The sequence below is a fragment of the Acidovorax sp. GW823-FHT01C06 genome, from assembly GCF_058798375.1.
Window position 1 is genome coordinate 506,782 of the sequence record NZ_JBXAKN010000001.1, and the last position, 26,992, is coordinate 533,773.

At 70.0% G+C, this 26,992-nt stretch carries 31 protein-coding genes; 18 read left to right on the plus strand and 13 right to left on the minus strand.

The genetic code is table 11. From position 1 onward, the window contains the following. The first annotated feature begins 100 nt into the window (after nucleotides 1–100). A complete protein-coding gene (locus AC1RCS_RS02315) occupies nucleotides 101–1,738 on the plus strand; it encodes a tannase/feruloyl esterase family alpha/beta hydrolase (RefSeq protein ID WP_492245663.1) in 1,638 nt (545 codons plus the stop codon). A gap of 113 nt (nucleotides 1,739–1,851) precedes the next feature. Here the strand turns inward: AC1RCS_RS02315 and AC1RCS_RS02320 are convergent, their stop codons facing one another. Continuing rightward, complete coding sequence (locus tag AC1RCS_RS02320) at nucleotides 1,852–2,232, minus strand: tautomerase family protein (protein WP_218341397.1); 381 nt, start codon at nucleotides 2,230–2,232, stop codon at nucleotides 1,852–1,854. 95 nt (nucleotides 2,233–2,327) lie between these two features. Here AC1RCS_RS02320 and AC1RCS_RS02325 point away from each other — a divergent pair, with 95 nt between their 5' ends. Further along, entirely contained in the window at nucleotides 2,328–3,185 is an 858-nt protein-coding gene (locus AC1RCS_RS02325; RefSeq protein WP_218341398.1) for a LysR family transcriptional regulator, read from the plus strand. A 27-nt stretch (nucleotides 3,186–3,212) separates the two neighbouring features. On the opposite strand, the gene AC1RCS_RS02330 is transcribed toward AC1RCS_RS02325, so the two are convergent. Both AC1RCS_RS02330 and AC1RCS_RS02335 read right to left on the minus strand, forming a co-directional pair. Then, complete coding sequence (locus AC1RCS_RS02330; protein ID WP_492245662.1) at nucleotides 3,213–3,833, minus strand: DUF922 domain-containing Zn-dependent protease; 621 nt, start codon at nucleotides 3,831–3,833, stop codon at nucleotides 3,213–3,215. Beyond that, complete coding sequence (locus AC1RCS_RS02335; protein WP_492245661.1) at nucleotides 3,830–5,464, minus strand: wax ester/triacylglycerol synthase family O-acyltransferase; 1,635 nt, start codon at nucleotides 5,462–5,464, stop codon at nucleotides 3,830–3,832. The genes AC1RCS_RS02330 and AC1RCS_RS02335 overlap by 4 nt, the downstream gene beginning before the upstream one ends. Before the next feature lie 163 nt (nucleotides 5,465–5,627). Between AC1RCS_RS02335 and AC1RCS_RS02340 the strand changes: the two genes are divergently transcribed. Then, nucleotides 5,628–5,882 carry an acyl-CoA-binding protein gene (locus AC1RCS_RS02340; protein WP_492245660.1) on the plus strand — a complete coding sequence of 85 codons (255 nt, stop codon included), beginning with the start codon at nucleotides 5,628–5,630 and terminating at the stop codon, nucleotides 5,880–5,882. 176 nt (nucleotides 5,883–6,058) lie between these two features. Here AC1RCS_RS02340 and AC1RCS_RS02345 read toward each other — a convergent pair whose 3' ends face one another. Beyond that, on the minus strand, nucleotides 6,059–7,285 hold the full coding sequence (locus tag AC1RCS_RS02345) for a CaiB/BaiF CoA transferase family protein (protein WP_492245659.1): 1,227 nt from the start codon (nucleotides 7,283–7,285) through the stop codon (nucleotides 6,059–6,061). Continuing rightward, a complete protein-coding gene (locus AC1RCS_RS02350) occupies nucleotides 7,278–8,210 on the minus strand; it encodes a hydroxymethylglutaryl-CoA lyase (protein WP_492245658.1) in 933 nt (310 codons plus the stop codon). Before AC1RCS_RS02350 ends, AC1RCS_RS02345 begins: the two co-directional genes overlap by 8 nt. Before the next feature lie 159 nt (nucleotides 8,211–8,369). Between AC1RCS_RS02350 and AC1RCS_RS02355 the strand changes: the two genes are divergently transcribed. Both AC1RCS_RS02355 and ocd read left to right on the plus strand, forming a co-directional pair. After that, nucleotides 8,370–9,098, plus strand: coding sequence for an IclR family transcriptional regulator (locus AC1RCS_RS02355; RefSeq protein WP_218297269.1), 729 nt, complete (start codon nucleotides 8,370–8,372; stop codon nucleotides 9,096–9,098). Nucleotides 9,099–9,257: 159 nt separating this feature from the next. Then, on the plus strand, nucleotides 9,258–10,319 hold the full coding sequence (gene ocd / locus AC1RCS_RS02360; protein WP_218297268.1) for an ornithine cyclodeaminase: 1,062 nt from the start codon (nucleotides 9,258–9,260) through the stop codon (nucleotides 10,317–10,319). Nucleotides 10,320–10,335: 16 nt separating this feature from the next. On the opposite strand, the gene AC1RCS_RS02365 is transcribed toward ocd, so the two are convergent. From AC1RCS_RS02365 to AC1RCS_RS02375, 3 genes are read right to left on the minus strand one after another with little or no spacing between them, the layout of a single operon-like run. Further along, a complete protein-coding gene (locus tag AC1RCS_RS02365) occupies nucleotides 10,336–11,040 on the minus strand; it encodes a nitroreductase (protein WP_218297267.1) in 705 nt (234 codons plus the stop codon). 16 nt (nucleotides 11,041–11,056) lie between these two features. Continuing rightward, on the minus strand, nucleotides 11,057–11,464 hold the full coding sequence (locus AC1RCS_RS02370) for a polyhydroxyalkanoic acid system family protein (protein ID WP_492245657.1): 408 nt from the start codon (nucleotides 11,462–11,464) through the stop codon (nucleotides 11,057–11,059). Nucleotides 11,465–11,475: 11 nt separating this feature from the next. Continuing rightward, on the minus strand, nucleotides 11,476–12,630 hold the full coding sequence (locus AC1RCS_RS02375) for an aminopeptidase (RefSeq protein ID WP_218297265.1): 1,155 nt from the start codon (nucleotides 12,628–12,630) through the stop codon (nucleotides 11,476–11,478). Nucleotides 12,631–12,715: 85 nt separating this feature from the next. On the opposite strand from AC1RCS_RS02375, the gene AC1RCS_RS02380 reads away from it, so the two are divergent. After that, nucleotides 12,716–13,372, plus strand: a complete 657-nt coding sequence (locus AC1RCS_RS02380; protein ID WP_218341405.1) for a DNA-3-methyladenine glycosylase I — start codon at nucleotides 12,716–12,718, stop codon at nucleotides 13,370–13,372. On the opposite strand, the gene AC1RCS_RS02385 is transcribed toward AC1RCS_RS02380, so the two are convergent. From AC1RCS_RS02385 to phnF, 5 genes are read right to left on the minus strand one after another with little or no spacing between them, the layout of a single operon-like run. Further along, nucleotides 13,373–14,566, minus strand: coding sequence for an MFS transporter (locus AC1RCS_RS02385; protein WP_369641256.1), 1,194 nt, complete (start codon nucleotides 14,564–14,566; stop codon nucleotides 13,373–13,375). A 21-nt stretch (nucleotides 14,567–14,587) separates the two neighbouring features. Beyond that, a complete protein-coding gene (arsC, locus tag AC1RCS_RS02390; protein WP_218297262.1) occupies nucleotides 14,588–15,010 on the minus strand; it encodes an arsenate reductase (glutaredoxin) in 423 nt (140 codons plus the stop codon). Continuing rightward, nucleotides 15,007–15,633 (minus strand): phosphonate metabolism protein/1,5-bisphosphokinase (PRPP-forming) PhnN, encoded by a 627-nt coding sequence (gene phnN, locus AC1RCS_RS02395; protein WP_492245656.1) that lies wholly within the window; start codon nucleotides 15,631–15,633, stop codon nucleotides 15,007–15,009. Before phnN ends, arsC begins: the two co-directional genes overlap by 4 nt. Next, a complete protein-coding gene (locus AC1RCS_RS02400; protein WP_492245655.1) occupies nucleotides 15,630–16,364 on the minus strand; it encodes a DUF1045 domain-containing protein in 735 nt (244 codons plus the stop codon). Before AC1RCS_RS02400 ends, phnN begins: the two co-directional genes overlap by 4 nt. Continuing rightward, nucleotides 16,354–17,121 carry a phosphonate metabolism transcriptional regulator PhnF gene (phnF, locus tag AC1RCS_RS02405; protein WP_492245654.1) on the minus strand — a complete coding sequence of 256 codons (768 nt, stop codon included), beginning with the start codon at nucleotides 17,119–17,121 and terminating at the stop codon, nucleotides 16,354–16,356. The genes AC1RCS_RS02400 and phnF overlap by 11 nt, the downstream gene beginning before the upstream one ends. Nucleotides 17,122–17,196: 75 nt before the next feature. On the opposite strand from phnF, the gene phnG reads away from it, so the two are divergent. From phnG to AC1RCS_RS02465, 12 genes are all read left to right on the plus strand, one after another. Next, nucleotides 17,197–17,718 carry a phosphonate C-P lyase system protein PhnG gene (phnG, locus tag AC1RCS_RS02410; protein ID WP_492245653.1) on the plus strand — a complete coding sequence of 174 codons (522 nt, stop codon included), beginning with the start codon at nucleotides 17,197–17,199 and terminating at the stop codon, nucleotides 17,716–17,718. Next, nucleotides 17,715–18,356 carry a phosphonate C-P lyase system protein PhnH gene (phnH, locus tag AC1RCS_RS02415; RefSeq protein WP_492245652.1) on the plus strand — a complete coding sequence of 214 codons (642 nt, stop codon included), beginning with the start codon at nucleotides 17,715–17,717 and terminating at the stop codon, nucleotides 18,354–18,356. The genes phnG and phnH overlap by 4 nt, the downstream gene beginning before the upstream one ends. A 5-nt stretch (nucleotides 18,357–18,361) precedes the next feature. Continuing rightward, nucleotides 18,362–19,477 (plus strand): carbon-phosphorus lyase complex subunit, encoded by a 1,116-nt coding sequence (locus tag AC1RCS_RS02420; protein WP_492245651.1) that lies wholly within the window; start codon nucleotides 18,362–18,364, stop codon nucleotides 19,475–19,477. Beyond that, complete coding sequence (locus AC1RCS_RS02425; RefSeq protein ID WP_492245650.1) at nucleotides 19,474–20,388, plus strand: alpha-D-ribose 1-methylphosphonate 5-phosphate C-P-lyase PhnJ; 915 nt, start codon at nucleotides 19,474–19,476, stop codon at nucleotides 20,386–20,388. The genes AC1RCS_RS02420 and AC1RCS_RS02425 overlap by 4 nt, the downstream gene beginning before the upstream one ends. Further along, entirely contained in the window at nucleotides 20,385–20,843 is a 459-nt protein-coding gene (locus AC1RCS_RS02430) for a GNAT family N-acetyltransferase (protein ID WP_492245649.1), read from the plus strand. The genes AC1RCS_RS02425 and AC1RCS_RS02430 overlap by 4 nt, the downstream gene beginning before the upstream one ends. A 5-nt stretch (nucleotides 20,844–20,848) precedes the next feature. After that, nucleotides 20,849–21,640, plus strand: a complete 792-nt coding sequence (gene phnK, locus AC1RCS_RS02435) for a phosphonate C-P lyase system protein PhnK (protein ID WP_369641264.1) — start codon at nucleotides 20,849–20,851, stop codon at nucleotides 21,638–21,640. After that, nucleotides 21,637–22,368 carry a phosphonate C-P lyase system protein PhnL gene (gene phnL, locus AC1RCS_RS02440; RefSeq protein ID WP_492245648.1) on the plus strand — a complete coding sequence of 244 codons (732 nt, stop codon included), beginning with the start codon at nucleotides 21,637–21,639 and terminating at the stop codon, nucleotides 22,366–22,368. The genes phnK and phnL overlap by 4 nt, the downstream gene beginning before the upstream one ends. After that, nucleotides 22,365–23,522, plus strand: coding sequence for an alpha-D-ribose 1-methylphosphonate 5-triphosphate diphosphatase (locus AC1RCS_RS02445; protein WP_369641266.1), 1,158 nt, complete (start codon nucleotides 22,365–22,367; stop codon nucleotides 23,520–23,522). Before phnL ends, AC1RCS_RS02445 begins: the two co-directional genes overlap by 4 nt. A gap of 92 nt (nucleotides 23,523–23,614) precedes the next feature. After that, nucleotides 23,615–24,478 (plus strand): phosphonate ABC transporter ATP-binding protein, encoded by an 864-nt coding sequence (gene phnC / locus AC1RCS_RS02450; RefSeq protein ID WP_218341415.1) that lies wholly within the window; start codon nucleotides 23,615–23,617, stop codon nucleotides 24,476–24,478. Between the two features lie 80 nt (nucleotides 24,479–24,558). After that, nucleotides 24,559–25,509 carry a phosphonate ABC transporter substrate-binding protein gene (gene phnD, locus AC1RCS_RS02455; RefSeq protein ID WP_492245647.1) on the plus strand — a complete coding sequence of 317 codons (951 nt, stop codon included), beginning with the start codon at nucleotides 24,559–24,561 and terminating at the stop codon, nucleotides 25,507–25,509. Nucleotides 25,510–25,546: 37 nt separating this feature from the next. Then, complete coding sequence (phnE, locus tag AC1RCS_RS02460) at nucleotides 25,547–26,353, plus strand: phosphonate ABC transporter, permease protein PhnE (RefSeq protein WP_218341417.1); 807 nt, start codon at nucleotides 25,547–25,549, stop codon at nucleotides 26,351–26,353. Nucleotides 26,354–26,367: 14 nt separating this feature from the next. Continuing rightward, on the plus strand, nucleotides 26,368–26,964 hold the full coding sequence (locus AC1RCS_RS02465; RefSeq protein WP_492245646.1) for a phosphonate degradation HD-domain oxygenase: 597 nt from the start codon (nucleotides 26,368–26,370) through the stop codon (nucleotides 26,962–26,964). Nucleotides 26,965–26,992 lie beyond the last annotated feature (28 nt).

Below are 26,992 nucleotides of genomic sequence, written 5' to 3' on the forward strand. Positions count from 1 at the left end.
CGTCCCCACCGGAGCCACAAGGGCTGCGGTGGCGGCCGTCCTGCTCCTGCTGCTGCCAGTGCCTGGGCTCCTGAAAACCACCATCACTGGAGACTCCCGCATGTTCCCGATTCCATTCCTTGCCGGCGTGGCACCCCATCGCCGCGTCCACCACCGTGCCTCCCCGGGGCGGTGGGCCGCCTGCACCCTGACTGCCCTTGCCGCCGTGGCGCTGACGGCCTGCGGCGGCGGCGGTGATGCCCCCGCGCCCCTGGCCAGCAGGCCCCTGGCCGAGGCCTGCGCCGCCTACACCTCCACCGCCTTGCCCCATGGCGCCAAGGTCACGCGCACCGAGTTGCGCAAGGCCGAGGGCACGCTGCCGGACGCCTGCATCGTGCGCGGCCAGATCGTGTCCTCGCCCGAGTCGACGATCAACTGGGCGGTGGAGCTGCCCACGCTGGCGCAGTGGAACGGCAAGACGCTGACGATTGGCGGCGGTGGGTTCGACGGGTTCATTCCGACCGATGACCCGTGGTACCAGCAGCTCGTGGGTCCATCGGCCAATCCCTATGTGAAGATCAGTTCCGACTCTGGCCACCAGGTGCGCGGCTTTGCCTGGGGCAACAGCGATGTGGCGCTGCGCAACCATGCGTTCGATGCCAACCACTTCGTGCTGGAGATTGGCACCACCATCGCCACGGAGTTCTACGGCAAGCGCCCCGTGCGGCGCTACCACATGGGCCACTCCAACGGCGGTCGCTCGGGTCTGATCTCCACGCAGAAGTACCCCAAGGACTACGACGGCGTGGTGGCCATGGAGCCTGCCATCAGCCAGCAGGCGCACCAGGTCAACCTGGGCCCCACGGTGCTGCGCCACATCTTCAAGAGCCGCGAGAACTGGATGAGCCCGGCCAAGATCGCGCTGTATGCCAAGGCCGAGACGGCCGCGTGTGATGGTCTCGATGGCCTGAAGGACGGCATCATCGGCAACGTCGAGGCATGCAACTACGTGCCCACCGATCTGCTGTGCCAGGGCGCCGACAACGACAGCTGCCTGACGGCCGGCCAGATCGAATCCATCCGCCTCATCTACAGCGACCACAAGACGCCCGTGACCCTGTCGCGCGGTGCCGTGGGCTATCCGCGCTACGGCCGGGGCGGCGCGTCCACCTCGGACTGGCAGTCGTACATGTTCGGTACCAGTTTTGAGAACCCCGACTCGTTCAACCACATGGCCGTGACGGAAGCCGCGCGCCTGGTGGAAGGCAACCCCAACGCCAGCATCCTGACGCACGACCCGACCCGGTACCAGGCGAAATATCTGCGGCTGGCGGAGATGATCGACGGTACCGACCCGGACATCTCCGCCTTTGCCGACAACGGTGGCAAGCTGCTGATCTGGTATGGCCTGGGCGACACCTGCGTGTCGGTGTACCGCACGGCGGAATACTTCGACGCGGTGAAGCAGCGCCTGGGCGCGAGCAAGGTGCAGGGCTTTGCGCGCATGGTCACCTCGCCTTCCAACGGGCATGACCTGGACGGGGCGGGCACCGAGCCGCGTTCCATCGACCTGCTCGCTGCCATGGACGCCTGGGTGGAAAAAGGCGCGGCCCCCGACAAGCTGGTGGCAACGAAATTTGCCCCCGGCACCAGCACCCCCCTGGCCCAGCGCCCGGTGTGCGAGTACCCCAAGTTCCCGCGCTACAACGGCATGGGCGACCCCGCCAAGGCCGAGAGCTTTACCTGCTCGGCGTCCTGAACGCGGCGGGCCGCCATGGCGGCCCGTTCACCCCGCCCGGCGGCTGGTTCGCAGGTGCCGTGCCGACCCGCCTTCACCGCCGCCCACGGCACGCAGCGCCGTGGAATGGATGGCTACGCGTACTGCGCCAGGCCATGCCCGAAGGACCAGTTCTCCTTGGCGACCTCCACGATGTTCACGAACACATCCTCGGGCCTGAGGCCCGGGCTTTCCCCGAGCAGCTGCGCGATGCGCGCAAACAGCGCCTTCTTCTGCTCCAGAGTGCGCGTGTTGTTGGCGGTGATCTGGATGAACACCACGTCGTCGCTGCGCACCACGCCCAGGTAGGTGGGGCTGTAGCGGAAGTTCGCGGCCTCGTGCTCGGTGATGGTCATGAACTGGTCGTCCTCGGGCACGTTGAAGGTTTCGCGCAGGGCGCGGTACAGCGTGTCGAAGATCGCCTGGCGGTAGGCCGCGGGCTTCCCGGCGCGCATGGCAATGTGGATGAGGGGCATCGCAAGATCCTTTTTGAACAACAAAAGAAGAAGCTGGCGAAATGCTATCCATATGAATATGCTATGGATATCTATTTCAGAAATATCAAATTCAAATGGTTGAGCGATCCCTGGACCTCGATGCCGTCGAGGCCTTCGTGCGCATTGCCGAGCTGGGCAGCTTCACGCGCGCCGCCGAGGCCATGGGCACGGCGCAGGCCGCGATGAGCCTCAAGCTCCAGCGGCTGGAGGCCCGCCTGGGCTGCCGGCTCATCGAGCGCACGCCCCGGCATGTGCAGCTGTCCGCGCGGGGCGCCGCCTTTCTGGAACACGCCCGTGAACTCCTGGCCGTGCACGACCGCGCGCTCGCCACGTTCGCCCAGGCGCGCCAGCGCCTGACCATCGGCATCAGCGACCACGTGGCCGGGCCCGAGCTGCCCGCGCTGATCGCCCGCATGAACGCGCAGGACCCGCAGCTCCTGATCGAGATCCGCATCGGCTCGTCCGGCGACCTGCTGCAAGCCTACGATCGGCGCGAGCTGGATGCGGTGCTGGCCCGCATGCACGTGGGCCGCAGCGACGGCGAGCTGCTGGCCGAAGAGCAGTTTGGCTGGCTCGCGGCCCCCGGCTGGCAGCACCGCGCGGGCGAACCCCTGCCCCTGGCCACGCTGGCCGAGCCCTGTGGCGTGCGCGCGATGGCGGGGCGGTCGCTGGATGCCGCCGGCATGGCCTGGGCCGAGGTGTTTGTGGGCGGCGGCGTGGCGGCGGTGGCCGCGGCCGTGATGGCCGGGCTGGGGGTGGCGGCGCTGGCCCCGCGCATGCTGCCCCTGGGCGCGGTGGACGTCGGCACGCGCCTTGCGCTGCCCGCACTGCCCCGCCTGCCCGTGCTGCTGCACACCCGCATCAGGGACGGCCGCCCGCGCGACGCCCTGGCGGCGCTGTCCGCGGCTTTCCGCAGCGCGGTGCGGGGCTAGCCTGGCCGAGGGCGGGCGATGATCCGCTCACTCCAGCCTGGCGCCTTGCGATGCGCCGTGGCGCGTGTCGCGGTCGTATTGCTTCTCGCGCTCGGCGTGTTCGCGCAGCAGGCGGTGGCCCAGCGCGTTGGCCTGGCGCTCCAGCGTGGCGCAGTCCGGCGCGGCGGGCAGCTGCGCAATGCCCTGGTCGATGGCGCGGGCGGCGTCGCGCCCGAACTGCACATGGCCTTGCTCGTGGCGTGACAGGGCCGGCAGATAGCGGTCGAACAGCGCCCGCTGCGCCGGCGTGGCGCGCCGCAGCTCGGGCAGCTGCACCTCGGTGCGCAGCCGTGTGGTGACCTCGGTGATGCGGCATTCGCCCGACGAGGCCTCGCGCCCCCAGCGGAAGGTCCAGCGCACGTTCCAGCGGGTGTGGCCGTGAAAGCGCTGGCCGTCCGTGACGATGGGCGTGGCCGCGTTCAGCGCCTGGCGCAGCGTGTCGCCAGGCTCCGCATGCACGGCGTACGGGCGCTCGGCATGCTCCTCGCGCACGGCGGCCTGCGCCAGGGGCACAGCGGCCCACAGCGCCGCCAGCAGTGCGGCTGCCTTCATCCGCGGCCGCCGTGCCAGGGCCGCCAGGCCGCGCAGCGTCACAGGGTGCCGCTTCATTCGCCCCAGGGCAGCATCAGCGTGAGCAGCGAGAGCTGGTCGAACTCGGGCGCGAACGCGTCGATGATGCGCTGCGGCTCGGGGCACAGCGTGGTGTCGGTGATCACGCCGAACTGCACGCCGCCGCCATAGCTCAGGATGGAAACCCCCAGGCCGATGTCCCCCGACTGCGGCACCCAGAACATGCACTGCGTGACGCGCGCGCCGCACAGCGTGAGCTGCTCCTTGGGCCCCGGCACATTGGTCATGACCGCCGTGGTCTTGCGGCCGAACAGGTTGAGCAGCGCGTCCTGCGCGGGCTTGATCATCAGGCCCGCCACGGCGAGCATCGCGAACGCGAGGATGGGCTGGGTGCTGCCCTTGAGCGCATTCATGCGCTTGCGCACCTCGTACACGCGCTCCACCGGGTTGGCCATGCCGATGGGCAGCACCAGCGGCACCAGGCCGAAGCGGTTTCCCAGCTTCCAGGCCTCTTCCATGGGGCGCAGGTTCACGGGGATCATGGCGCGGATTTCCTGCCCCGTGGGGTCGTCGCCCTGGCTGCGCAGGTAGCCGCCGATGGCGCCGGCCACGCAGGACAGCAGCACGTCGTTGATCGAGCAGTTGAGCGCCTTGCCGATGGCCTTGACCTCCTCCAGCGGGATGGGCGGGCACCACGCCACGCGCTTGGCCTGGCCGGGCTGGCCCTTCAGGCGCGTGGGTGAATCGTCGGGCATCAGCGCCAGGGCGGCCGCGTCGCTCACCAGCTGGTAGGCCACGCGCGCCATGTCCAGGGTGCCCGACAGGCCGTTCTGCATCGCCTTCTCGGGGTCGCCCAGCATCTGCAGCGACCTGGCCGCGCTGTCGCCGGCCATATCGAGCGCTTTCACGGTCATGCCGGTGAAAGGCTTGATGAGCGTGTCGGCGATCCAGTCCTCCGCCGTGGCGGCCTCCTTGTCCGCACGGGACTTGCGCCTGGGGGGCTCGGCACCGCCATCGACCAGCGACATGGTCACCGAGATCAGCGCGATGCCGTCCGCGATGCAGTGGTGGATGCGCACCACGAGGGCGCTGCCGGGCTGGCCGTCGTCGCCCACGAAGTCCTCGATCAGGTGCATCTGCCACAGCGGGCGGCGCGCGTCCAGCGGCTGCATGGCCAGCTCGCCCACGCGGTCCTGCAGGGCGCGCTGCATGCTTTGCCCGGGGGTGCGGGGCAGCGTCTCGCGCAGCACATGGGCGGCGATGTCGAACTGGCGGTCTTCCACCCAGGTGGCCCCGGCCGCGTCCTCCACCACGCGCTGGCGAAAGCGCGGGTACTGCAGCAGGCGCTGCTGCACGCGCTCGCACAGCGCGTCCCAGCCGATGCCGGGCGAGAGCGTCCACACGCCGTTGATCATCATCAGGTTGCTGGCCGAGTCCATGCGCAGCCAGGCCGTGTCGACCTTGCTCATGCGTTCGCCCGAGAGGCCCAGCATGCCGGTGGCGGCACGCCGCACGTTCTTTTGCACCACGCCGGCGGCCTTGCGCGCGGCGGGCGGAAGGGCCTGGGCCGCGCGGCGGGCGACGTCGGGGGCCTGGGCGCGCACCTTGCGCAGGGGGCTGGCGGCGCCTTCGATGGCCGGGGCGCGGGGGGCTGGGATGCGGGTCACCATCAGATGTACACCTGTTGTGGTTGTTTTTGGGGGCTTGCCTCTATGGATGGCACCGCTTGGCGCGGTGCGCAGCCCGTAAGATACAACGCAGCAAACCCTTGCCGACACCGTTCTTTCCCTCCCCCTTCCCCTTCTTTCGTTTTCCATCCAAGGAGCAACCGACATGGCCGACCTGAACGCCACCTTCGAAGCCGCCGTAGCCAATTCCAAGAACCTCAGCGAGCGCCCCGACAACGCCACGCTGCTCAAGATCTACGCGCTGTACAAGCAGGCCACCACCGGCGACAACACCGAGAAGAAGCCCAGCTTCTCCGACATGGTGGGCCGTGCCAAATGGGACGCGTGGGAAAAGCTCAAGGGCACCGAAGCGGATGCCGCCAAGCAGCAATATGTCGACCTGATCACGTCACTCCAGTAGCCCCCTGAGGCGCTGCGCGCCTTCCCCCTCAGGGGGACGCCACCGGTGGCCCGGCAAAGCCGGTTCCACGGTGACACTGGTCTGGGCCCTGCCCCTTGGTGGGCGGGCTGGCGGAGTCAAAAACAAGCGGCCTCGGCCGCTTGTTTTTTGGCAGATCCTCAGCAACCAGAGAAAAATCAGGCGCTACCGCTTGCTGGGTAAGCGCCAAGCGCTTCAATTTTTATAGTGTCGTAACCCAGCTCGGCCAGCAGCTCCGCATTGTGCTCACCCACCCGGGGCGGCGACAGGCGCACGCCGGGGCGCTGGCCGTCCATGGCCAGCGGCAGCAGCACCGTCTGGGTGGCGCGGCCGTCGGGCAAGGTCATGGGGGCCAGGGCGCCGGTGGCGTTGAGGTGGGGGTCGTCCAGCAGGTCCTCTGGCCGCGTGATGGGCGCAAAGGGCAGGGCGTGGCGCTCGAACACGTCGGCCAGGTGCGCGGCGCTGTAGGGCGCGAGCCGCTCGCGCAGCAGCGGCATCATCCAGGCGCGTTCGCGCACGCGGTCGTTGTTGCTGGCCAGGCGCGGGTCGGCCTTCAGGTCGGCAAAGCCGAAGGCATCGCAGAACACCGCCCAGGCGCCGTCGCTCACCACGGCCAGGAAGATCTGCTCGCCATCCTTCACCTGGAACACGTCGTAGATCGCCCAGGCCGAGATGCGCGCGGGCATGGGGGCCGCAGGCTGGCCGGTGACGGCGAACTGCATGATGTGCTGCGCGACGAGGAACACGTTGTTCTCGAACAGCGCGCTCTGCACCTCCTGGCCGCGCCCGGTCTTCTCGCGCTGTGCGAGCGCGGCCATGGCGCCGATCGCGCCGAACATGCCGCCCATGATGTCGTTCACGCTGGTGCCCGCGCGCAGCGGGTCGCCGGGCCGGCCGGTCATGTAGGCCAGGCCGCCCATCATCTGCACCACCTCGTCGAGCGCGGTGCGGTGGTCGTACGGGCCGGGCAGAAAGCCCTTGTGGCTCACGTAGATGAGGCGCGGGTTCAGGGCCTTCAGGCTCGCGTAGTCCAGTCCCAGCTTCTGCATGGTGCCGGGCTTGAAGTTCTCGCTCACGATGTCGGCCGTCGCGATCAGGCGCAGCACGGCCTCCTTGCCCTCGGGGGTTTCCAGGTCCAGCGCCAGGCTCTTCTTGTTGCGGTTGAACAGCGGGAAGAAGCCCGCCCCCGACCCGCGCAGCTTGCGCGTGGCATCGCCCTCGCGGCCATGGCCGATGGGCTCGACCTTGATGACCTCGGCCCCCAGGTCGGCCAGCACCAGGCCGCAGGTGGGGCCCATGACCATGTGGGTGAACTCCACCACGCGGATGCCGGCGTAGGGCAGGGCGGTCCGGCCGCCTGGGGCGCTCTCGTTGTTTTCAGGCATGTGGTGTCTCCTGGGTCCAGCCCTTGGGCAGCCCCGCCTCGGGCGTCATGCCGTACACCGGTTCGCCGGGCAGCCCGGCCTGCAGGGGGATGCGCGCGGCGAACAGCCGGGCCAGGTCCACGCCGGTGGTCACGCCCATGGCCTCGAACATGAACACCAGGTCTTCGGTGACCACGTTGCCGGAGGCGCCGGGCGCATAGGGGCAGCCGCCCAGGCCGCCCAGCGATGCGTCGAAGGTGCGCACGCCCACGTCGTATGCGGCCAGGCAGTTGGCCAGGCCCAGGCCGCGCGTGTTGTGCATGTGGGCCGCGCCCGCGTGCGGGCTGATCTCGCTGCGCAGCCGCGTGAACAGGCGGCGCACCTGCGCGGGGTTGGCCATGCCGGTGGTGTCCGACAGGCCGACCTCGTCCACGCCCGCCGCCACGCAACTGGCGGCCAGGCGGATCACGTCGTCCTCGGGCACCTCGCCCTGCAGCGTGCAGCCGAACGCGGTGGAAATGCCCACTTCCACCAGCACCTGTGGCGCGGTCTCGGCGCGCAGGCGGGTGATGGCGTGCAGCTCGTCCACCATGGCCTCCGGGCTCTTGCGCACGTTGGCCAGTGAATGCGCCGCGCTGGCCGACACGGGCAGCGTGATCTTGTGCACGCCGCTGGCCAGCGCGGCCTCGGCGCCGCGCAGGTTGGGCACCAGGGCCATCACGGTGATGCCGGGGTGGGTGAGCGCGTGGCGCACCACCTCGGCCACGTCGGCCATCTGCGGCAGCAGCCGCGCGGGCACGAAGGAGCCGACTTCAATTTCGCGCAGGCCCGCCGCCACGAGCGCGTCGATCCAGCGCAGCTTGTGCTGCGTGGGCATGGTGGCTTTCACGGACTGCAGGCCGTCGCGCGGGCCTACTTCGCTGATGAGGATGTCGGGGACGGGCATGGGCGGATTCCTGCGGGGCTGGCCGAGCGCCGGGGCTTGACGCTGCGGAGGGTTGTCGTTCTAATAGATGAAACGAAGTTCTTTCTATTGAAATGATTGACGGTTTGCGCTTTCGCGTCAAGCCCCCGCCCCTGCGTCCTGTCCCCACCCCGCGCCCGCATGCCCCGCAAATCCGCCCATGAATCCCTGGCCGATGCCGATGCCGCCCCGGGCGGCGTGGCGGCCGTGGACCGCGCGCTCACGCTGCTGGGTGCGTTCCGGCAGGGCGATGGTGCCCTGCCGCTCGCGGAACTGGCCGCGCGCACGCAGCTGCACAAGAGCACGGCGCTGCGCCTGCTCGCATCGCTGGAGCATGCACGATGGGTGCAGCGGCTCGCGGACGGCCGCTACGCCCTGGGCCCCGAGGTGGCGCGGCTGTATGCGCTGTACGCCGCCGCGTTCTCCCTCGACCGGGTGGTGCTGCCGGTGCTGCGCGATCTGGTGGCCGCCACGGGCGAAAGCGCGGCCTACCACGTGCGCCAGGGGGACGTGCGCCTGTGCCAGTTCCGGGTGGATTCGCCACACCCCGTGCGCGACCACATCCGCGCGGGCGATCTGCTGCCGCTCGAGCGCGGCACGGGCGGGCGGGTGCTGGTGGCGTTCGATCCGGCGCCCGGGCGCGTGCCGGGCGCGCGGGACCGCGCGCTGCATGCGCGCATCCGGGCCGACGGCTATGCCGCCAGCGTGGGCGACCGGCTCGACGAGGTCGCCGGAATCTCGGCACCGGTGTTCCATGCCGATGGCAGCCTGGCGGCGGCGGTCACGCTGACCATGCCCGCGCACCGCTATGACGAGCGCTACGTGAAGCCGGTGCTGGAGGCGGCACGCCGCCTGAACGGGCAGGTGTAGTCAGAAGAGGCTGAGACAGAGGTGGTGCGCGGGATTGGGCAGAAGGGCAGTTTGCGCTGCCGTTTCGCCAACCCGGCCTGCAATATGCGGCAGTTCTGGCGATTCACATTGCTGCGGCGCTCCGGGAAACTTGTCCCATCCCTTACGGAGACAAGCACCATGCGTTCCCAGAACACCTTCACCACCCTGTACCTCAGCGCGCCCGATGTCATCGACCTGGTGCGCCGCAAGGGCATCGAGGCCTGCCTGCGCGGCATCGCCGACAACATCCATGCCGATTTCCTGCGCTGGCAGGCGTTCGACAAGTCGGCGCGCGTGGCCAGCCATTCGCGGGACGGCGTGATCGAGCTCATGCCCATCGCCGACGGGGAGACGTATGCCTTCAAGTACGTCAACGGCCACCCGCGCAACACCCGGCTGGGCCTGTCGACCGTGATGGCGTTCGGCGTGCTGGCCGACGTGGCCACGGGGGCGCCCCTGCTGCTGAGCGAGCTCACGCTCACCACGGCGCTGCGCACGGCCGCCATGTCGGCGGTGGCCGCACGTGCCCTGGCACGCCCCGGCGCGCGCACCATGGCGCTCATCGGCAACGGTGCGCAAAGCGAGTTCCAGGCGCTGGCGTTCCACCACCTGCTGGGCGTCGACACGCTGCGGCTGTTCGACACCGACCCGGCCGCCACCGCCAAGCTGCAGGCCAACCTGCAGGGCGGCGGCCTGCGCACCGTGGCCTGCGCCAGCGCGGCCGAGGCCGTGCGCGGCGCCGACATCGTGACCACGGTGACGGCCGACAAGACCAACGCCACCATCCTCACGCCGGACATGCTGGCGCCCGGCATGCACATCAATGCGGTGGGCGGCGACTGCCCCGGCAAGACGGAGCTGCATGCCGACGTGTTGCGCCAGGCGCAGGTGTTCGTCGAATATGCGCCGCAGACGCGCATCGAGGGCGATATCCAGCAACTGCCGTCCGACTTCGCGGTGACCGAGTTGTGGGAGGTGCTGGCGGGCCGCCTGCCGGGCCGCGGCAGCGATGCGCAGGTGACCGTGTTCGACTCGGTGGGCTTCGCGCTGGAGGATTTTTCCGCGCTGCGGTTCATGCGCCATGCCGCGGCCGAACTGGGGGTGGGCCAGCCGATCGAACTCATCCCCGAACTGTCCGACCCCAAGAACCTGTTTGGCGTGCTGCACGCGCGCGGCCCCTTGCTGCGCGCGGCGGCCTGAGGACGTGCCCGCCCCGTCAGTCGTGCCACACCACGCTGTCGGCAGGGTCTGCCCGCGTGGTGCGAAAGTGGTTGGCGGGGTGCGCGGGGTCGGCCAGGCCGAACGAGATGCCGCAGACGATGGTGCGGTCCGCGCCGATGCCCAGCACCTCGCGCAGCACGCCGGGGTACGAGGCCAGCGCGGCCTGCGCGATGGAGCCCACGCCCAGGCTGTGCGCGGCCAGCATGAAGCTTGACACGTACGCGCCGCAGTCCACCGCGCCATAGACGCCCAGCGCCTCGTCGCTGCTGACGATGGCCACATGCGGCGCGCCGAACATCGTGAAGTTCTGCGCCGCCTGTTGCGCCGAGGCCTCGCGGTCGCCCTTGGCGATGCCCAGGGCCTCGTACAGTCCCCAGCCGCATTCACGCCGCCGCTCCTGGTACACGCCCCGGTATTCGCGGGGCCAGGGCAGGTCGGGCGCAGGGGCTGCCGCGGCCATGTGCGATTGCAGTGCGCCGCGCAGGCGCTCGAGCGTGGCGCCGCTGGCAATGGTGAGCTGCCAGGGCTGCGCGTTGCACCACGAGGCCGTGCGTTGCGCGGTGGCCAGGATGGCTTGCATGGTGGTGCGCGGCAGGGGTTCGGGCAGAAAGGCGCGGCAGCTGTAGCGGGTGTGAAGCAGCGCGGACAGGGTGTCGAACGCCGGGCTGTGGGCGGCGGTGCCGGTGGCGGTGGATGTCATGGTCCGGGCCTGGCGGCTACGCCTTCTTGGCCTTGGCCGCAGGTTTGGCCGCCCCCTTGGTACCCGGCTTGCCGGCGCCCGCCTCTGCCGCGTGTTTCTTCTTGTCGGTGGCGGGCTTCTTGGTGCCGGGGTGGGGCGCATTGAGCAGGGCATCGAGCTGTTCACCAATTTCGGCCTCGATGCGGTCCTTGAACGCGCCGAACAGAAACCCCAGCTGGGCCTTCATCTCGAACTGCCGCGCGTCCACGAGCAGCGTGCCCTTGACGCCCGAGCGCGTGAAGGTGAGCGTGTCTTCGGTGTCGCCCTCTTCATAGACACATTCCATGTCGAATTTTTCCTCGGCCTTCTCGGCCCAGGAGAAGGCGATCTTGCGGGCCTCTTTCAGGCCCAGGTGGTGTTCGCGATGGATGTGGATGTCAGGCACAGGGTGTCTCCTTAAGAGGATTTTTGTGGGGGCTGCGCGGGCAGCAGGGCACGCAAGGCCTCGCGGCGCTGCGGCTGGGGCTGCTGCGCCAGCTGCCGTACGGCATCATAAAACCGGGGCCAGTCGCGGCCCTGCTGTTCGAACAGGGCCTCGAACGCGGGCACGAGTTCGTCGTAGGCCGCCTGGGCGGCAAAGCTCGCGTTGTTGGCCTTGGCCACCCAGCGGTCGTAGCCCGCCACCTGGGCCGTGGTGACCGAAGGCTGGGTGCCCGAAGCCGTGCCCAGCCACTGCGCGCGCAGTTGGGCGTAGCGCCCGCGGAATGCCTGCATTGCTTCATTTTTAATAGCATTCAGCGCTTGATCCTCCAGCGCCAGGGCATCTTTTTGTGCATAGATGGCGGCCAACTGCTCGCGCGTGGCGCGCGTGAGCGCGCGGAACGCGCCGCGCCGCGCCTCGCTGGTGGCGTAGGCCTCGCGCGCCTGGGGGGTGGAATGGGTGGCCAGCCACCGCGCCACGCCAATGCGTTCGACCGCCGTGGCAAAGGACTCGTTGAACAGCGTGTCCCCTTCGGCATACACCACCTGGTGCGCCAGTTCGTGGAACAGCAGGCGCACGAAGTCGCCCTCGGGCCAGGCGATGAAGGTGGAAAGCAGCGGGTCGCCCCCCGCCCAGTTCATGTAGCCCAGCGTGGAGTACGCGGGCACGCCGTACACCTCCACCTCCAGCCCCTGCGCGGCGAGCTGGTCGGCCTCGGCCTGGGCGTCGGCCTGGGCGAAGTAGCCGCGGTAGCCGATGCAGCCCGTGACCGGAAAGCACCAGGTGTGCAGCGTGAGCGCGTAGGGCGGCGCGGCCACCACGTTCCACACGGCGGCGGGGCGTTTCAGGTCGGCGTAGCGGCGGTAGCTTGCGTTGTCGGGCAGGCCCAGCTCGGCCACGGCGAAGGCCCGGGCGCGCTGCGCCAGCCGCAGGCGCTCGCGCAGCGCGGGCGCGATGTCGGTGCGTGCCACCCAGCGGTCGATGGGCTCGGCCGACTGCATGAGTTCCAGGTGCCCCACCATGGACTGCCAGTAGTAGCCCAGCGAACCGGTCGTGCTGGCACACCCGGACAGTGCAAGGCAAAGCAACGGGGCGGACACGGCCCGCAGGCGGGGGAGAAACTGGCGCATGGGGGCAGTTTATGGGCAGAAGATCGCGCCGGGCGTGCGAACGGTTGTCAGCAGCGTGGCCGGTGCAGTTTCTAGAATGCGGCGCATGACCGCCGAACCCACCCCCGACCTGCCTGCCGGCCTGTTCGCCGACGAGGCCGGTTGCCCGCGCTGCGCCTGGTGCCAGGCCACGCCCTTCTACCGCCACTACCACGACCACGAATGGGGCTTTCCCGTGGCGGACGACCGGCGGCTGTTCGAGAAGATCTGCCTGGAGGGTTTTCAGTCGGGTCTGAGCTGGCTCACCATCCTGAACAAGCGCGAGGGCTTTCGCGCGGCGTTTGCCCACTTCGACGCGGAGCAGGTCGCCGCCTTCGGCCCGGCCGACGTCGAGCGCCTGGTGCAGGACGCGGCCATCGTGCGCCACCGGGGCAAGATCGAGTCCACCATCAACAACGCGCGGCGCGTGCTGGAGCTGCGGCGCGAGTTCGGATCGCTGGCGCACTACGCTTGGCGCTATGAGCCTTCCTCCGCCGACCGGCCCGGGCGCCTCACGCGCGAGGTGGCGCGCACCCTGTCCACTTCGCCCGCGTCCATCGCCCTGTCCAAGGACCTGAAAAAACGCGGCTGGAGTTTCGTGGGCCCCACCACGGTGTACGCCTTCATGCAGGCCATGGGGCTCGTGAACGACCACCTGGAAGGCTGCCATTCGCGTGCCACGGCGCTGCGGGCGCGCGCGGAGTTTGTGCCGCCGCGCGGCTGATCAGGGCCGCGCCACCGGCCGCAGAACCCACAGCGCCGCCAGCGCCGCGAGCCCCAGCAGCGTGGTGGCCCACAGGGCGGCTGCGCCCACGCCATCGAGCAGCATGCCGAACAGCACCGGCGCGAAGGCCTGCGCCACGCGGGCGGGCACCATCATCAGGCCCTGGCGCGCGCCGTAGCCGGCGGGCCCGAACAACACCAGCGGCAGCGTGCCCTTGGCGATGGTCAGGATGCCGTTGCCGGCCCCGTGCAGCACGGTGAACACCAGCGCGGCCGGGCCGCCCACCACCATGAGCAAGGCCGCGCCCACCGGGTGGGCCGCGGCCGCCAGCTGCGCAGACAGCAAGGGGTGCAGGCGGCGCAGGAAGCCGAACTCCAGCAACCGCGCCGCCACCTGGGCCGGGCCGACCAGTGCGGCCAGGGCCACCGCCGCCTGCAGCGAGGTGCCGCTGGCCTGCAGCAGGCGCGGCAGGTGGGCGGCCATGGCCGTGCTGGTGAACCAGGTGACGGCGAAAACGAAGGACAGCAGCACGGTGGTGCGCACAGCGTGGCCTGGCGCAGGCACTGCGGGCGCCACCGGCGTGGCGGCGGGGTCGGTGCCCGCTGGTGCGGCCGGGGCATGCTCGCCGGGCGCGGTGCGGGGCAGCCAGCCATTCAGCGGCACGCCCACCAGCAGGTGCAGCGCGGCCCAGCCCGCGCACGCGCCGCGCCAGCCCCAGTGCACCTCCATCCAGGCCGACAGCGGCCAGCCCACCGTGCTGGCAAAGCCCGCGATCAGCGTGATGCCGGTGATGGCGCCGCGCGCGCCCTGCCCATACAGGCGCACCAGCGTGGCAAAGGCCGCTTCGTACAGGCCCGACCCCATGGCCACGCCCATCAGCACCCAGGCGGCAAACAGGCCCACCGGGCCCTGTGCCAGTGCCATGCCCGCCAGGCTGGTGGCAAACAGCAGGTTGGTGCCCACCAGCACCGGCCGGCCGCCATGGCGGTCGATGGTCCGGCCCGCCAGCGGCCCCAGCAGGGCCGACACGATGAGCGCCAGCGAGAACGCGGCGAACACGGTGGGCGTGGCCACGCCCAGGTCGCGCGCCATGGGCACGGCCAGCATAGCGGGCAGGTAGTAGGACGAGGCCCAGGCCAGGGTCTGGGCCGTGCCCAGGCGCGCCACGGTCCAGCGCTGTGGCGCGGCGCTCATGCCGTGCGAGGCGCCACGGCCTCAGACACGCTGGCCCTGGGCGTTGACGACGACCTCGCCATCTTCCTTGGTGAAGGCGCCTTGCTGGGGCGAGGGCAGGATGTCCAGCACCTTTTCCGAGGGACGGCACAGCCGCGTGCCCAGCGGCGTTGCGACGAGGGGGCGGTTGATGAGGATGGGGTGGGCCAGCATCGCGTCGATCAGCTGGTCATCGGTGACGCCGGGCGCATCCAGTTGCAGTTCGGTGAAAACCGCTTCCTTGGTGCGCACGGCGTTGATCACGGGCTCGCCCGTGGCGGCGATCAGCGCCAGCAGCGTGGCGCGATCGGGCGGGGTCTTGAGGTATTCGATGACTTCCGGTTCGGCGCCGCTGTTGCGGATCATGGCCAGCGTGTTGCGGGACGTGCCGCATTTCGGGTTGTGATAGATGGTGATGGCGGTCATGGTGGGGCGTGGTGGTTTGCTGACGAAGGGGCGGTGTGAAGACCTGAAAGTTTGCCACCGTGCGCGGGCCAGCCCGGCAACCGCTTCAGCGCGTGCAGCAGTTGCTGGCCGGCGTCGTTCAGCGCTCCGTCGTTGCGCACTTCCAGGCTGGCCGCGCCCGGGGGCGGCATGAACGCCGCCGCACGCTGCACGCGGGCCTCCACCTCCCAGGGGGTCTCGCGGCCGCGCGAAAGCAGCCGCTCGCGCAGTACGTGCGGGCTGGCGGTGATGTGCACGGCCACCAGGTCGGGGAACCGCGCCAGTGCATCGGCCAGGTAGGCGCGCGAACCGTTGAGCAGCACCCATTGGCCGTGGGCCAGTGGCGCGAGCTGCGCGGCCCGGATGCCATAGCCCAGGCCGTTGGCCTCCCAGTGCAGGGCAAACGCCTGCTCACCGCGCAGCGCCGCGAAGGCCTCGGGCGGCACGCTCTCGTGCGCCTCGCCGCCGGGTGCGGCGGGGCGGCTGATGGTGCGCCGTGCCCAGTGCACGGGGCAGGGGGCGGGCAGGTGCGCGTGCAGCCAGCCGAGAAGGCTGTCCTTGCCCGCGCCGGAAGGGCCCATGAAGTACACCAGCCGGGCCGTCATGCGCCCAGCTCCAGGTGGTCCAGCAGCACGAAGTCGGCGCCCGGCGCGGGCTCGGCGAACAGGGCCAGGCTGTTGAAGCGCAGCGGGGGCAGGTCGGCGAAGAACTGCTCGGCCGCATCGAGCACCAGTTCCACGGTGTCTTCACGCTCGCCCGCGAGGGAGCCGGTCAGTGACAGGTGGAAGCGGAACTCCTCCAGCACGAAGGGGTAGCCCCACTGCTGCAACAGCGCATCCTGCCGGGGCGTGAGCCCGGCCGCGCGGCGGCGCGCCAGGTCGCTGGCGGACAGGGGCGCCGCCAGCGGCTGCAGCTGCGTCACGCAGGCGGCGGCTGCGGCCTGGATCTCGGCGTTGGCCGGGTGCGAGGGCATGGGCACCAGCGCGAGGAAGTCGTCGATGCGCTGGACCTGCAGGGGCGGCATGCTGAAGGGGCGCAGGCTGTCGGCCAGCGTCTGCACGGCATGCTGCAGCGTGAGCCAGTCCACGCCCGGTGCCAGCGCGAACGGCGCCTTGAGCGTAGCGTGCCAGCCGTAGCGGCGCGGCGCGGCGGTCAGGCGCTCCAGTTCTTCCTTGGCCACGCCGTGGATGTCCAGTTGTGGCAGGGGCCGCAGCAGCGCCGCGCAGCGGCCCAGCCAGTGGCTGCCGGCCAGCCAGGCCAGGGTGCCGGGGTGGGGAGCGAAGTACACCGCATAGCGGTGGGCCGCCGTGGGGGCCGTGGCGTGGTTATTCGTCATGGGTGATGGTGAGTTTGACGCGGTCGCCCGCGAACCAGGCGCGCGCCCACTCGATGGGCGTGCCGGCCAGGTCCACGTTCAGGCTCTCGACCAGCAGCACCGGGCGCGCGGCGGGCTGGCGCAGCTCGGCGGCCACGGCGGCGTCGGGCAGCTCGGCGGTGATGCGGCTCTCGCGCCGGGTGTAGTCGGCCACGCCATGCGCGGTGAAGCCGGCGGTGATGGAGCCGGTCTCGCGCACCACGGCCGCCAGGCCCGCGAAGCGGGGCAGGGGAAAGTAGCGCTCGCTCACGTGCAGCGGCTGGCCTTCGGCCTGGCCGATCACACGCAATTGCAGCAGCGGGCTGCGCGTCGGCACCTGCAGTGCCTTGGCCAGCGAGGAGGTGGCACGCACCGTCTGCTCCTGCAGCACCACCAGGCTGCCGCGCAGGCCGGCCTGCGCCAGGCCCTGCTGGTGGCGCACGCGCTTGCCCAGCGCCAGGTCCACCGCGAAGTCCTCCACGTAGGTGCCGCTGCCCTGGGTGATGCGCACCAGCCCCTGGCTGCACAGGCTGGCCAGCGAGCGGCGGATGGTGTGGCGGTTCACCCCGAACTGCTCGGCCAGTGCGTGCTCCGAGGGCAGGCGCTGGCCCGGGGGGTAGATGCCGCTGCCGATGGCCTCGGCCAGTTCGGCGGCGATGCGGGTCCAGAAGCTGTCGCGTGCCGGGCGTGCGGCAGGGGCGGGGTGGGCAAGAACTTGTGTGCTGGTGGTGGCTGTCATGAAACCTACATGCGCGCTGTCTAAGCTGGCGCCAGTTGTTCAATTTGTCTATACAACTTAAAGAGTACCACCTCCATGTTTCAAGCCTTTGACAACCCGGGTCCGGGCCGCCCGCTCTCGCGGGCGCACTGGATGGCGCTGCTGGCCCGCGCGCCCATCGACCTTCTGGAGCCCGCGCTGCACGACCACGCCGCACTGCCCGCCCGCTGGCTGCGCGCTCCCGAAACCGGTCTGATGATGGTGCAGGGCCGCGCCGGCGGCACCGGCGAGCGTTTCAACCTGGGCGAGGTCACGGTCACCCGCTGCGCACTGCGCGTGGACGTGGACGGCGCCGATGGCGGCGAGCCCACCGTGGGCGTGGCCTACGTGCTCGGCCGCTCGCACCGCCAGGTGCAACTGGCGGCCCTGGCCGATGCGCTGCTGCAGGACCCCGCGCGCCAGGCCGGGCTCGACACCAGCCTGCTCGACCCCATCCGCCGCCACCTGGCCCGGGTGCAGTCCGAGCGCCAAGCCCGCACGGCCAGCACGCGGGTGGACTTCTTCACGGTGGCCCGCGAAAGCGGTGGCAATGACGACAGCGACGAGGACCAGGAATGAGCGCGACCCCTACCACTTCCCTGTCCGCCCTGGGTGCGGGCTTCTCCAGCGAGGCCCTGGGCAGCCAGGGCGTGTTCCGCGCGGTGCTGCGGGCCCTGTCGCAGCCGGGCGCCCCGGTCGCCATCGTGCACGATGCCGAAGTGCCCACCACCGGGCACGCAGCCTCTGCGGCCGTGCTGCTGGCTTTGCTCGACAGCGAATGCACGCTGTGGCTGTCCCCCCAACTGGCCGCCAGCCAGGCCGGTGTGTGGCTGCGGTTTCATACCGGCTGCGTGCTGGTCGATGCACCCGAGCAGGCGCGCTTCGCCTGGGTGGCTGCGGGCGATGCCATGCCTGCCCTGGCCCGCCTGCAGCGCGGCAGCGACGAATACCCGGACCAGTCCGCCACCTGCGTGATCGACGTGGCGGTGCTGGCACCGGCTGGGGAAGGCGCAGGCGCCTGGCGCCTTGCGGGCCCCGGCATCCGCAGTGCGCAGCACCTGCATGTCGCGGGGCTGCCAGAGGACTTCTGCGCGCAGTGGGCCGACAACCACAGTGCCTTCCCGCGCGGGGTGGACGTGGTGCTGGCCACGGCCACGCACATCGCCGGCCTGCCGCGCACCACCCGCATCGAATCACCATCCACCGTGGAGGCCTGAGCCGCATGTACGTTGCCGTCAAGGGCGGGGAAACCGCCATCCTCAACAGCTACCGCCTGCTGGCCGAGCAGCGCCGGGGCGATACGGCCGAGCCCGAGCTCTCGGTGGCGCAGATCCGCGCGCAGCTCAAGCTGGCCGTGGACCGCGTGATGACCGAAGGCTCGGTCTACGACCCCGAGCTCGCGGCCCTGGCCATCAAGCAGGCCGCGGGCGACCTGGTCGAAGCCATCTTTTTGCTGCGTGCCTACCGTGCCACGCTGCCGCGCCTGGGCACCACGGTGCCGCTGGACATCGCGCGCATGGCGCTCACCCGGCGCATCTCGGCCACCTTCAAGGACCTGCCCGGCGGCCAGGTGCTGGGCCCCACCTACGACTACACCCAGCGCCTGCTCGACTTCACGCTGCTGGCCCGGGGCGATGCATCGGTCGCAGCGCCAACTCCTGCGCCGCTGGCCGATGCACCTGCCACCACGCCGCGCGTGGTGGACCTGCTCAACCAGGAGGGGCTGATCGAGACCCGCCCCATCCCTGAAGGCGATCCGGCCCCCGCCGACCTGACGCGCGAGCCGCTGCGCTTTCCGGCCAATCGAGCGACACGCCTGCAGAACCTGGCGCGCGGCGACGAGGGCTTTCTGCTGGCCATGGCGTATTCCACGCAGCGCGGCTACGCGCACTCGCACCCCTTCGTGGGGGAGCTGCGCCTGGGCACGGTGGCTGTGGAGATCGTGCCCGAGGAGCTGGGCTTTGCCATCTCCATCGGCGACATGGAAATCACCGAGTGCGAGATGGTCAACCAGTTCGCGGGCAGCAAGCACCAGCCGCCGCAGTTCACGCGCGGCTATGGCCTGGCCTTTGGCCACAGCGAGCGCAAGGCCATGGCCATGAGCCTGGTGGACCGTGCCCTGCGCGCCGACGAACTGGGCGAGCCGGTGGAGTCGCCCGCGCAGATGCAGGAGTTCGTGCTCTCGCACAGCGACAGCCTGGAGGCCTCGGGCTTCGTGCAGCACCTGAAGCTGCCGCACTACGTGGACTTCCAGTCCGAGCTGGAGCTGGTGCGCCGCATGCGCGCCACTGCGGCGTCCCACCCCTCCGAAGAAACCACCCTGGGAGACGACGCATGAACGCGCCCCACGAGCCCGCGCTGATGGGCCTGCCCGCCGATGCCGCGCCCACCGACGGCCACTTCAACTTCGCCTACCTGGACGAGCGCACCAAGCGCATGATCCGCCGGGCCATCCTCAAGGCCGTGGCCATCCCGGGCTACCAGGTGCCCTTCGGCTCGCGCGAAATGCCGCTGCCCTATGGCTGGGGCACGGGCGGCATCCAGGTCACGGCCGCCATCATCGGGCCGGACGATTGCCTCAAGGTCATCGACCAGGGTTCGGACGACACGGTCAACGCGGTCAACATCCGCCGCTTCTTCGAGCGCACCACGGGCGTGGCCACCACCACGCGCACCACCGAGGCCACGCTGATCCAGACGCGACACCGCATCCCCGAGACGCCGCTGGCGGAGGGTCAGGTCCTCGTCTACCAAGTGCCGGTGCCCGAGCCCATGCAGCGCCTGGAGCCGCGCGAGACCGAGACACGCACCCTGCACGGCCTGGCCGAGTACGGGCTCATGCACGTCAAGCTCTACGAGGACATCGCGCGCTACGGCCACATCGCCACCACCTACGACTACCCGGTGCTGGTCAATGGCCGCTATGTGATGGCGCCGTCGCCCATCCCCAAGTTCGACAACCCCAAGATGCACATGAACCCGGCGTTGCAGCTCTTTGGCGCAGGCCGCGAAAAGCGCATCTACGCCGTGCCACCCTACACGCCGGTGGAGAGTCTGGGCTTCGAGGACCACCCCTTCGAGGTGCAGCGCTGGGACTGCGCCTGCGCCCTGTGCGGCGCCACCGACAGTTTCCTCGACGAGGTCATCACCGACGACCAGGGCACGCGCATGCACGTCTGTTCCGACTCGGACTACTGCCAGGAGCGCCAGGCTGCAGCGGCGACCGCGTCCGAAGGAGATACCGTATGAGCACGGTGACCCTGCGCGAGGCCACCGAGGCCGATCTGGATGAGGTGCTGGCCCTGTACCAGGGCATCGAGGACAGCCCCGAGCGGGTGCTCAGCCTCGCCGAGGCGAAGGCCATGCTTGCGCAGTTCCGCGCCTATCCAAGCTACTGCCTCTGGGTGGCCTGCGAGAGCGCCGAGCAAGATGCCGACGTGGTCGGCACCTACGCCCTGCTGGTCATGCACAACCTGGCCCACCGGGGCGCGCCCTCGGCCGTGGTCGAGGACGTGGTGGTGGCCGCCGACCGCAAGGGCCAGGGCATCGGCCGCCAGATGATGGCCCACGCCGTGCAGCAGGCGCGCGAGGCCGGTTGCTACAAGCTGGCCCTGTCGTCCCACCGCAAGCGCAGCGATGCGCATGCCTTCTACGAATCCCTGGGCTTTGCGCAGCACGGCCTGAGCTTCTCCATCGAACCCTGATCGCCATGGACGCCACCCTTTCATCCCCCACCCCCCTGCTCAGCGTGCGCGGCATCGGCAAGCGCTACGGCCAGCGCGTCGCGCTGCAGGACGCGTCGTTCGACCTGTGGCCCGGCGAGGTGCTGGCCGTGGTCGGCGAGTCCGGCTCGGGCAAGTCCACCCTGCTCAACGCCGTGGCCGCGCGCAGCCGGCCCGATGCGGGCAGCGTGCAGTTCCAGGGCCGCGATGGCAGCCTGCAGGACGTGCTCGGCATGAGCGAGGCGCAGCAGCGCCTGCTGGCCCGCACGGACTGGGGCTTCGTGCACCAGAACGCGGCCGACGGCCTGCGCATGGACGTGTCGGCCGGCGCCAACGTGGGCGAGCGCCTCATGGGCCTGGGCGAGCGCCACTACGGCCGCCTGCGCGCCACCGCCACCGAATGGCTGCAGCGCGTGGAGATCGATGCCAGCCGCATCGACGACGCGCCGCGCGCCTTCTCGGGCGGCATGCGCCAGCGCCTGCAGATCGCGCGCAACCTGGTCACCCAGCCGCGCCTGGTGTTCATGGACGAACCCACCTCGGGCCTGGACGTGTCGGTGCAGGCGCGCCTGCTGGACCTGTTGCGCCAGCTCACGCGGCAGATGCAGCTGGCCGCCATCGTGGTCACGCATGACCTGGCCGTGGCCCGCCTGCTGGCGCACCGCATGGTGGTGATGCAGCGCGGCCGCGTGGTCGAGTCGGGCCTGACCGACCAGGTGCTCGACGACCCGCAGCACCCCTACACCCAGCTCCTCGTTTCCTCGGTACTGCAACCATGATGATGAACACCCACCCACCCATCCTGGAGCTCAAGGGCGTGGCCAAGCGCTTCACCCTGCACCACCAGAACGGCATCGAGCTGCCCGTGCTCGGCAACGTGGACCTCACCGTTGGCGCGGGCGAATGCGTGGTGCTCGACGGCCCCTCGGGCATGGGCAAGAGCACGCTGCTGAAAATGATCTACGCCAACTACCGCGCCAACGCAGGCAGCATCACCGTGCAGCCCGCCAGCGGCCCGGCGGTGGACGTGACCCAGGCCAGCCCGCGCGCGCTGGTGCAACTGCGCCGCGACACCGTGGGCTACGTGAGCCAGTTCCTGCGCGTGATCCCTCGCGTGAGCGCGCTCGACGTGGTGGCCGAGCCCCTGGCCGAAGACGCGGGCGACGACATCCACGCACTGGAAGCCGCGCGCGAGACCGCTCGCCAGTGGCTCACCCGCCTGCGCATCCCCGAGCGGCTGTGGCACCTGCCGCCCGCCACCTTCTCGGGCGGCGAGCAGCAGCGCATCAACATCGCGCGCAACATGATCAAGCCCAAGCCCCTCTTGCTGCTCGACGAGCCCACGGCATCGCTCGACGCCGCCAACACCGACACGGTGATCGCCCTGATCGGCGAGGCGGTGGCGCGCGGCGCCGCCCTGGTCGGCATCTTCCACGACGCGCACGTGGGCGCCGCCGTCGCCACGCGCCGCGTGAACGTGGCTGACTTCCGCGGGGTGGCCGCATGAGCGCTGCTGCGGTCTTTCACAACGCTCGCATGGTGCTGCCCGGCGAGGTGGTGCAGGGCTCGCTCTCGGTGCAGGGCGGGCGCATAGCCGCCCTGGCCTCGGGCGGCACCGCCGCGCTGCAGGGCATCGACCTCGGGGGCGACTACCTGCTGCCCGGTCTGGTGGAGGTGCACACCGACAACTTCGAGCGCCACCTGATGCCGCGCCCGAAGGTGCAGTGGGCCGAGATGCCGGCGCTGCTGGCGCACGATGCCGAGATCGCCGCCGCCGGCATCACCACCGTGCTCGACGCCCTGGGCGTGGGCGAGGCCGACGTGGACAGCCTGCGCGGCAGCGCCTGGAACCGCGTGCTCGACACCATCGACACCTGCACCGAGCGCAACCTGCTGCGCGCCGATCACCACCTGCACGTGCGCTGCGAGCTGCCCGCGCCCAACACCATCGACCTGTTCGGCCCCTTCCAGGGCCATCCGCGCCTGTCGCTGATCTCGCTGATGGACCACACCCCGGGCCAGCGCCAGTGGGAGAACATCGAGCAGGCGCGCACCTACTACACCGGCAAGAAGGGCTGGAGCAGCGAGAAGTTCGAGCGCCAGGTGCAGCATGCGGCCACCCTGCAGGCGCAGTACGCCGAGCCGCACCGTGCCTACTTCGTGGACTACTGCCGCACCCACGGCATCGCCCTGGCCAGCCACGACGACACCACGGTGGCGCACGTCGAGCAGGCCCATGCCGAAGGCGCGGGCATGTCCGAGTTCCCGACCACGCTGGCGGCGGCAAGGGCAGCGCGCGAGCGCGGCCTGCTCACCGTGATGGGCGGGCCCAACGTGGTGCGCGGCGGCTCGCATTCGGGCAACGTGGCGGCGGCCGACCTGGCACGCCAGGGCCTGCTGGACATCCTCTCGTCGGACTACGTGCCGGGCAGCCTGCTGAGCGCGGTGATGCGCCTCGTCCATGACGGCATCCTCACGCTGCCCGAGGCCGTGGCCACCGTCACGCGCAACCCGGCACGCGCGTCGGGCATGCAGGACCGGGGCGAGCTGGCTGCGGGCCTGCGCGCCGACCTGGTCCAGGTGCACATGGCCGAGCTGCCCGATGGCTCACAGCAGGCCGTGGTGCGCGGTGTCTGGCGCGAAGGGCAGCGCGTGCTCTGAACGTAGCCTGACATGCAAATTTCCCGCAACTGTCAAGGCACTGTCACAGCCGCCTTCCACACTGCATTTGTATAGACGACTTGGAATCCGCCATGCCCATCGCCCTGCGCATCGAACAACTGAACAAGCATTTCGCCAACGGCAAGCACGCGCTGCGCGACATCGACCTCACGGTGCATGCCGGCGAGATGGTGGCGCTGATCGGCGCCTCGGGCTCGGGCAAGTCCACGCTGCTGCGCCATGTGGCCGGCCTGGTGGTGGCCGATGGCGACAGCCGCTCGCTGATCGAGGTCGATGGCCGCTGCGTGCAGCAGGGCGGGCGCATCCACCGCGATATCCGCAAGGTGCGCTCGCAGGTGGGCTTCGTGTTCCAGCAGTTCAACCTGGTGGACCGCCTGCCGGTGATGATGAATGTGCTGGTGGGCCTGCTGCACCGCACGCCCCCATGGCGCGGCTGGCTGCGCGTGTTCCGCCCGCATGAGCGCGCCCTGGCGCTCGAGGCCCTGGCCCGCGTGGGGATCGCTGACTGCCATGCGCAGCGTGCGTCCACTCTCTCGGGTGGGCAGCAGCAGCGCGCGGCCATTGCGCGCACCCTGGTGCAGGGCGCGAGGGTGGTGCTGGCCGACGAGCCCATCGCTTCGCTGGACCCCGAATCCTCGCGCAAGGTCATGGACATCCTGGCGCGCATCAACCGCGAGGACGGCAGCACCGTCATCGTCTCGCTGCACCAGGTGGACGTGGCCATCAAGTACTGCTCGCGCGTGGTCGCGCTGCACCAGGGCCGTGTGGTCTACGACGGCCCCTCGGCCGCCCTCACACCCGCCCTGCTGCGCGAGCTGTATGGCGTGCAGGCCGACGAGATCCTGGGCGCCACCTTGCCCCTGGCCGTGGTGCCCGCACCGGCGCAGGCGCCGACCCCCGGCTGGGCCGCACAGCCGCTGGCGCAGGCTGCCTGAGGCCTGCCCGCCGTCCCCTGTCTCTTCGCCCTTCGTTTTTTTCCTTTCTCCCCTCCCGCTTTCACCTTCCGGAGCCTTCCATGATCAAGAAATTCTGCGCAACCCTGGCCCTTGGCCTGGGCCTGACCACGGGCGTCCTCGCCCAGGACGCCATCAACTTCGGCATGATCTCGACCGAAGCCTCGCAGAACCTCAAGGCCGACTGGCAGCCCCTGCTGGACGACATGGCCAAGCAGACGGGCCTGAAGATCAACGCCTTCTTCGCGTCTGACTATGCGGGCCTCATCGAAGCCATGCGTTTCAACAAGATGCAGGTGGCATGGCTGGGCAACAAGTCGGCCATGGAGGCGGTGGACCGCGCCAATGGTGAAGTGTTCGCGCAGATGGTCAACGCCGATGGCACGCAGGGCTACTACTCGCACCTCATCGTGCACAAGGACAGCCCCCTGGCTTCGCTGGACGACGTGCTCAAGAACGGCAAGTCGCTGAGCTTCGGCAACGGCGACCCCAACTCCACCTCGGGTTTCCTGGTGCCCGGCTACTACGCCTTCGCGCAGAACAAGGTCGACGCCAAGACGCACTTCAAGATCGCGCGCAGCGCCAACCATGAGACCAACGCCCTGGCCGTGGCCAACAAGCAGGTCGACGTGGCCACCAACAACAGCGAAAACCTCGAGAAGCTCAAGGAGCGCCAGCCCGAGAAGTTCAAGGACATCAAGGTCATCTGGACCTCGCCCCTGATCCCGCTCGACCCCATGGTGATCCGCAAGGACCTGCCCGAGCCGCTCAAGGCCAAGATCAAGGACTTCTTCTACAACTACGCCAAGACCGATGCGCGCGAGAAGGAGATCGTCATGAAGATCTCCAAGCTCTCGGGCTTCAAGCCATCCACCAATGCGCAGCTCACGCCCATTCGCCAGCTCGACCTGTTCGGCAAGCGCAACAAGATCGAGGCCGATGCCACGCTGGCCGACGCCGACAAGAAGACCCGCCTGGCCGAGATCGACCAGCAGCTGGCGTCCCTGAAGTAAGCCAGTCAGCACGCAACGCATCCGGCCAGCCCGCACCATGTCTTCCGCATTGACCCCTTCGCTCGCGACCCTGGCGAGCACCGCCGCGCCCAAGCGCAGCCTCGCCTGGTACCTCTCCTGGGGCATCCTGCTGGTGGTGCTGGCCGCCTCCTGGAAGGGCGCCGACATGCGCCCGCTCGACCTCGTCAAGGATTCGGGCAACATGGCCCAGTACGCGGCCGAGTTCTTTCCGCCCAATTTCTCGCAGTGGCAGATCTACGTGCAGGAGATGCTGGTCACCCTGCAGATCGCCCTGTGGGGCACGGCGCTCGCGGTGGTCACCGCCGTGCCGCTGGCGCTGCTGGCCTCGTCCAACATCGCGCCGTGGTGGGTGAACCAGCCGGTGCGCCGCGTGCTCGACGCCTTCCGTGCCATCAACGAGATGGTGTTCGCCATGCTCTTCGTGGTGGCCGTGGGCCTGGGCCCGTTCGCGGGGGTGCTGGCGCTGTGGATCCACACCACCGGCACGCTGGCCAAGCTGTTCTCCGAGGCCGTGGAGGCCATCGACCCGCAGCCCGTGGAGGGCATCCGCTCGACCGGCGCGAGCGCGCTGCACGAGATCATCTACGGCGTGATCCCCCAGGTGACCCCGCTGTGGATTTCCTACACGCTCTACCGTTTCGAGGCCAACGTGCGTTCTGCCTCGGTGGTGGGCATGGTGGGGGCCGGCGGCATCGGCGTGGTGCTGTGGGAGATCATCCGCGGCTTCCAGTACGCCGAGACCTGCGCGGTGATGCTCATCATCGTGGTCACCGTGAGCGCGATCGACGTGGTGTCGGCGCGCATCCGCAAGGCCCTGGTCTGACACAGGGGCGCACCGTGGCATTGAGCCTTGAAGACATCGCCCACCTGCTGGCCACCCGGGGCATCCATCAGTACGGCCGCGAGGCCGTCAGCCAGCTGGAGCACGCGCTGCAGTGCGCGCAATGGGCAGAGAAATCCGGCGAGGCCCCCGCCACGGTGGTGGCCGCCCTGCTGCATGACCTGGGGCACCTGCTGGCGCCCGGTGGCGATGCGGCCGCACAGGACGACCTGCACCAGTACATGGCCCTCCCGTTCCTGCGCGGCCTGCTGCCCGATGCGGTGCTGGAGCCCATCCGCCTGCACGTGGACGCCAAGCGCTACCTGTGCACCCTGGAGCCGGGCTACCGGGAGACGCTCTCGCCCGCATCGCGGCACAGCCTGGCCCTGCAGGGGGGGCCTTTCACGGCGCAGGAGGCGATGCGCTTCGAAGCGCTGCCTTTTGCCCAGGAGGCCATTCGCCTGCGCCGCTACGACGACCATGCCAAGGTGCCTGGCCTGCCGACGCCGGCCCTGGAGCACTATGTGGCGCTGATGGGCCGTGTGGCCCACGCGCCTGCCCAGGCAAAGCCTGTGGCCTACCCGTACCGCTGCTCGGCCGCGTGGGTGCGCTGACCTGGCGGGTGGGCCGGGCCGTGTCCCG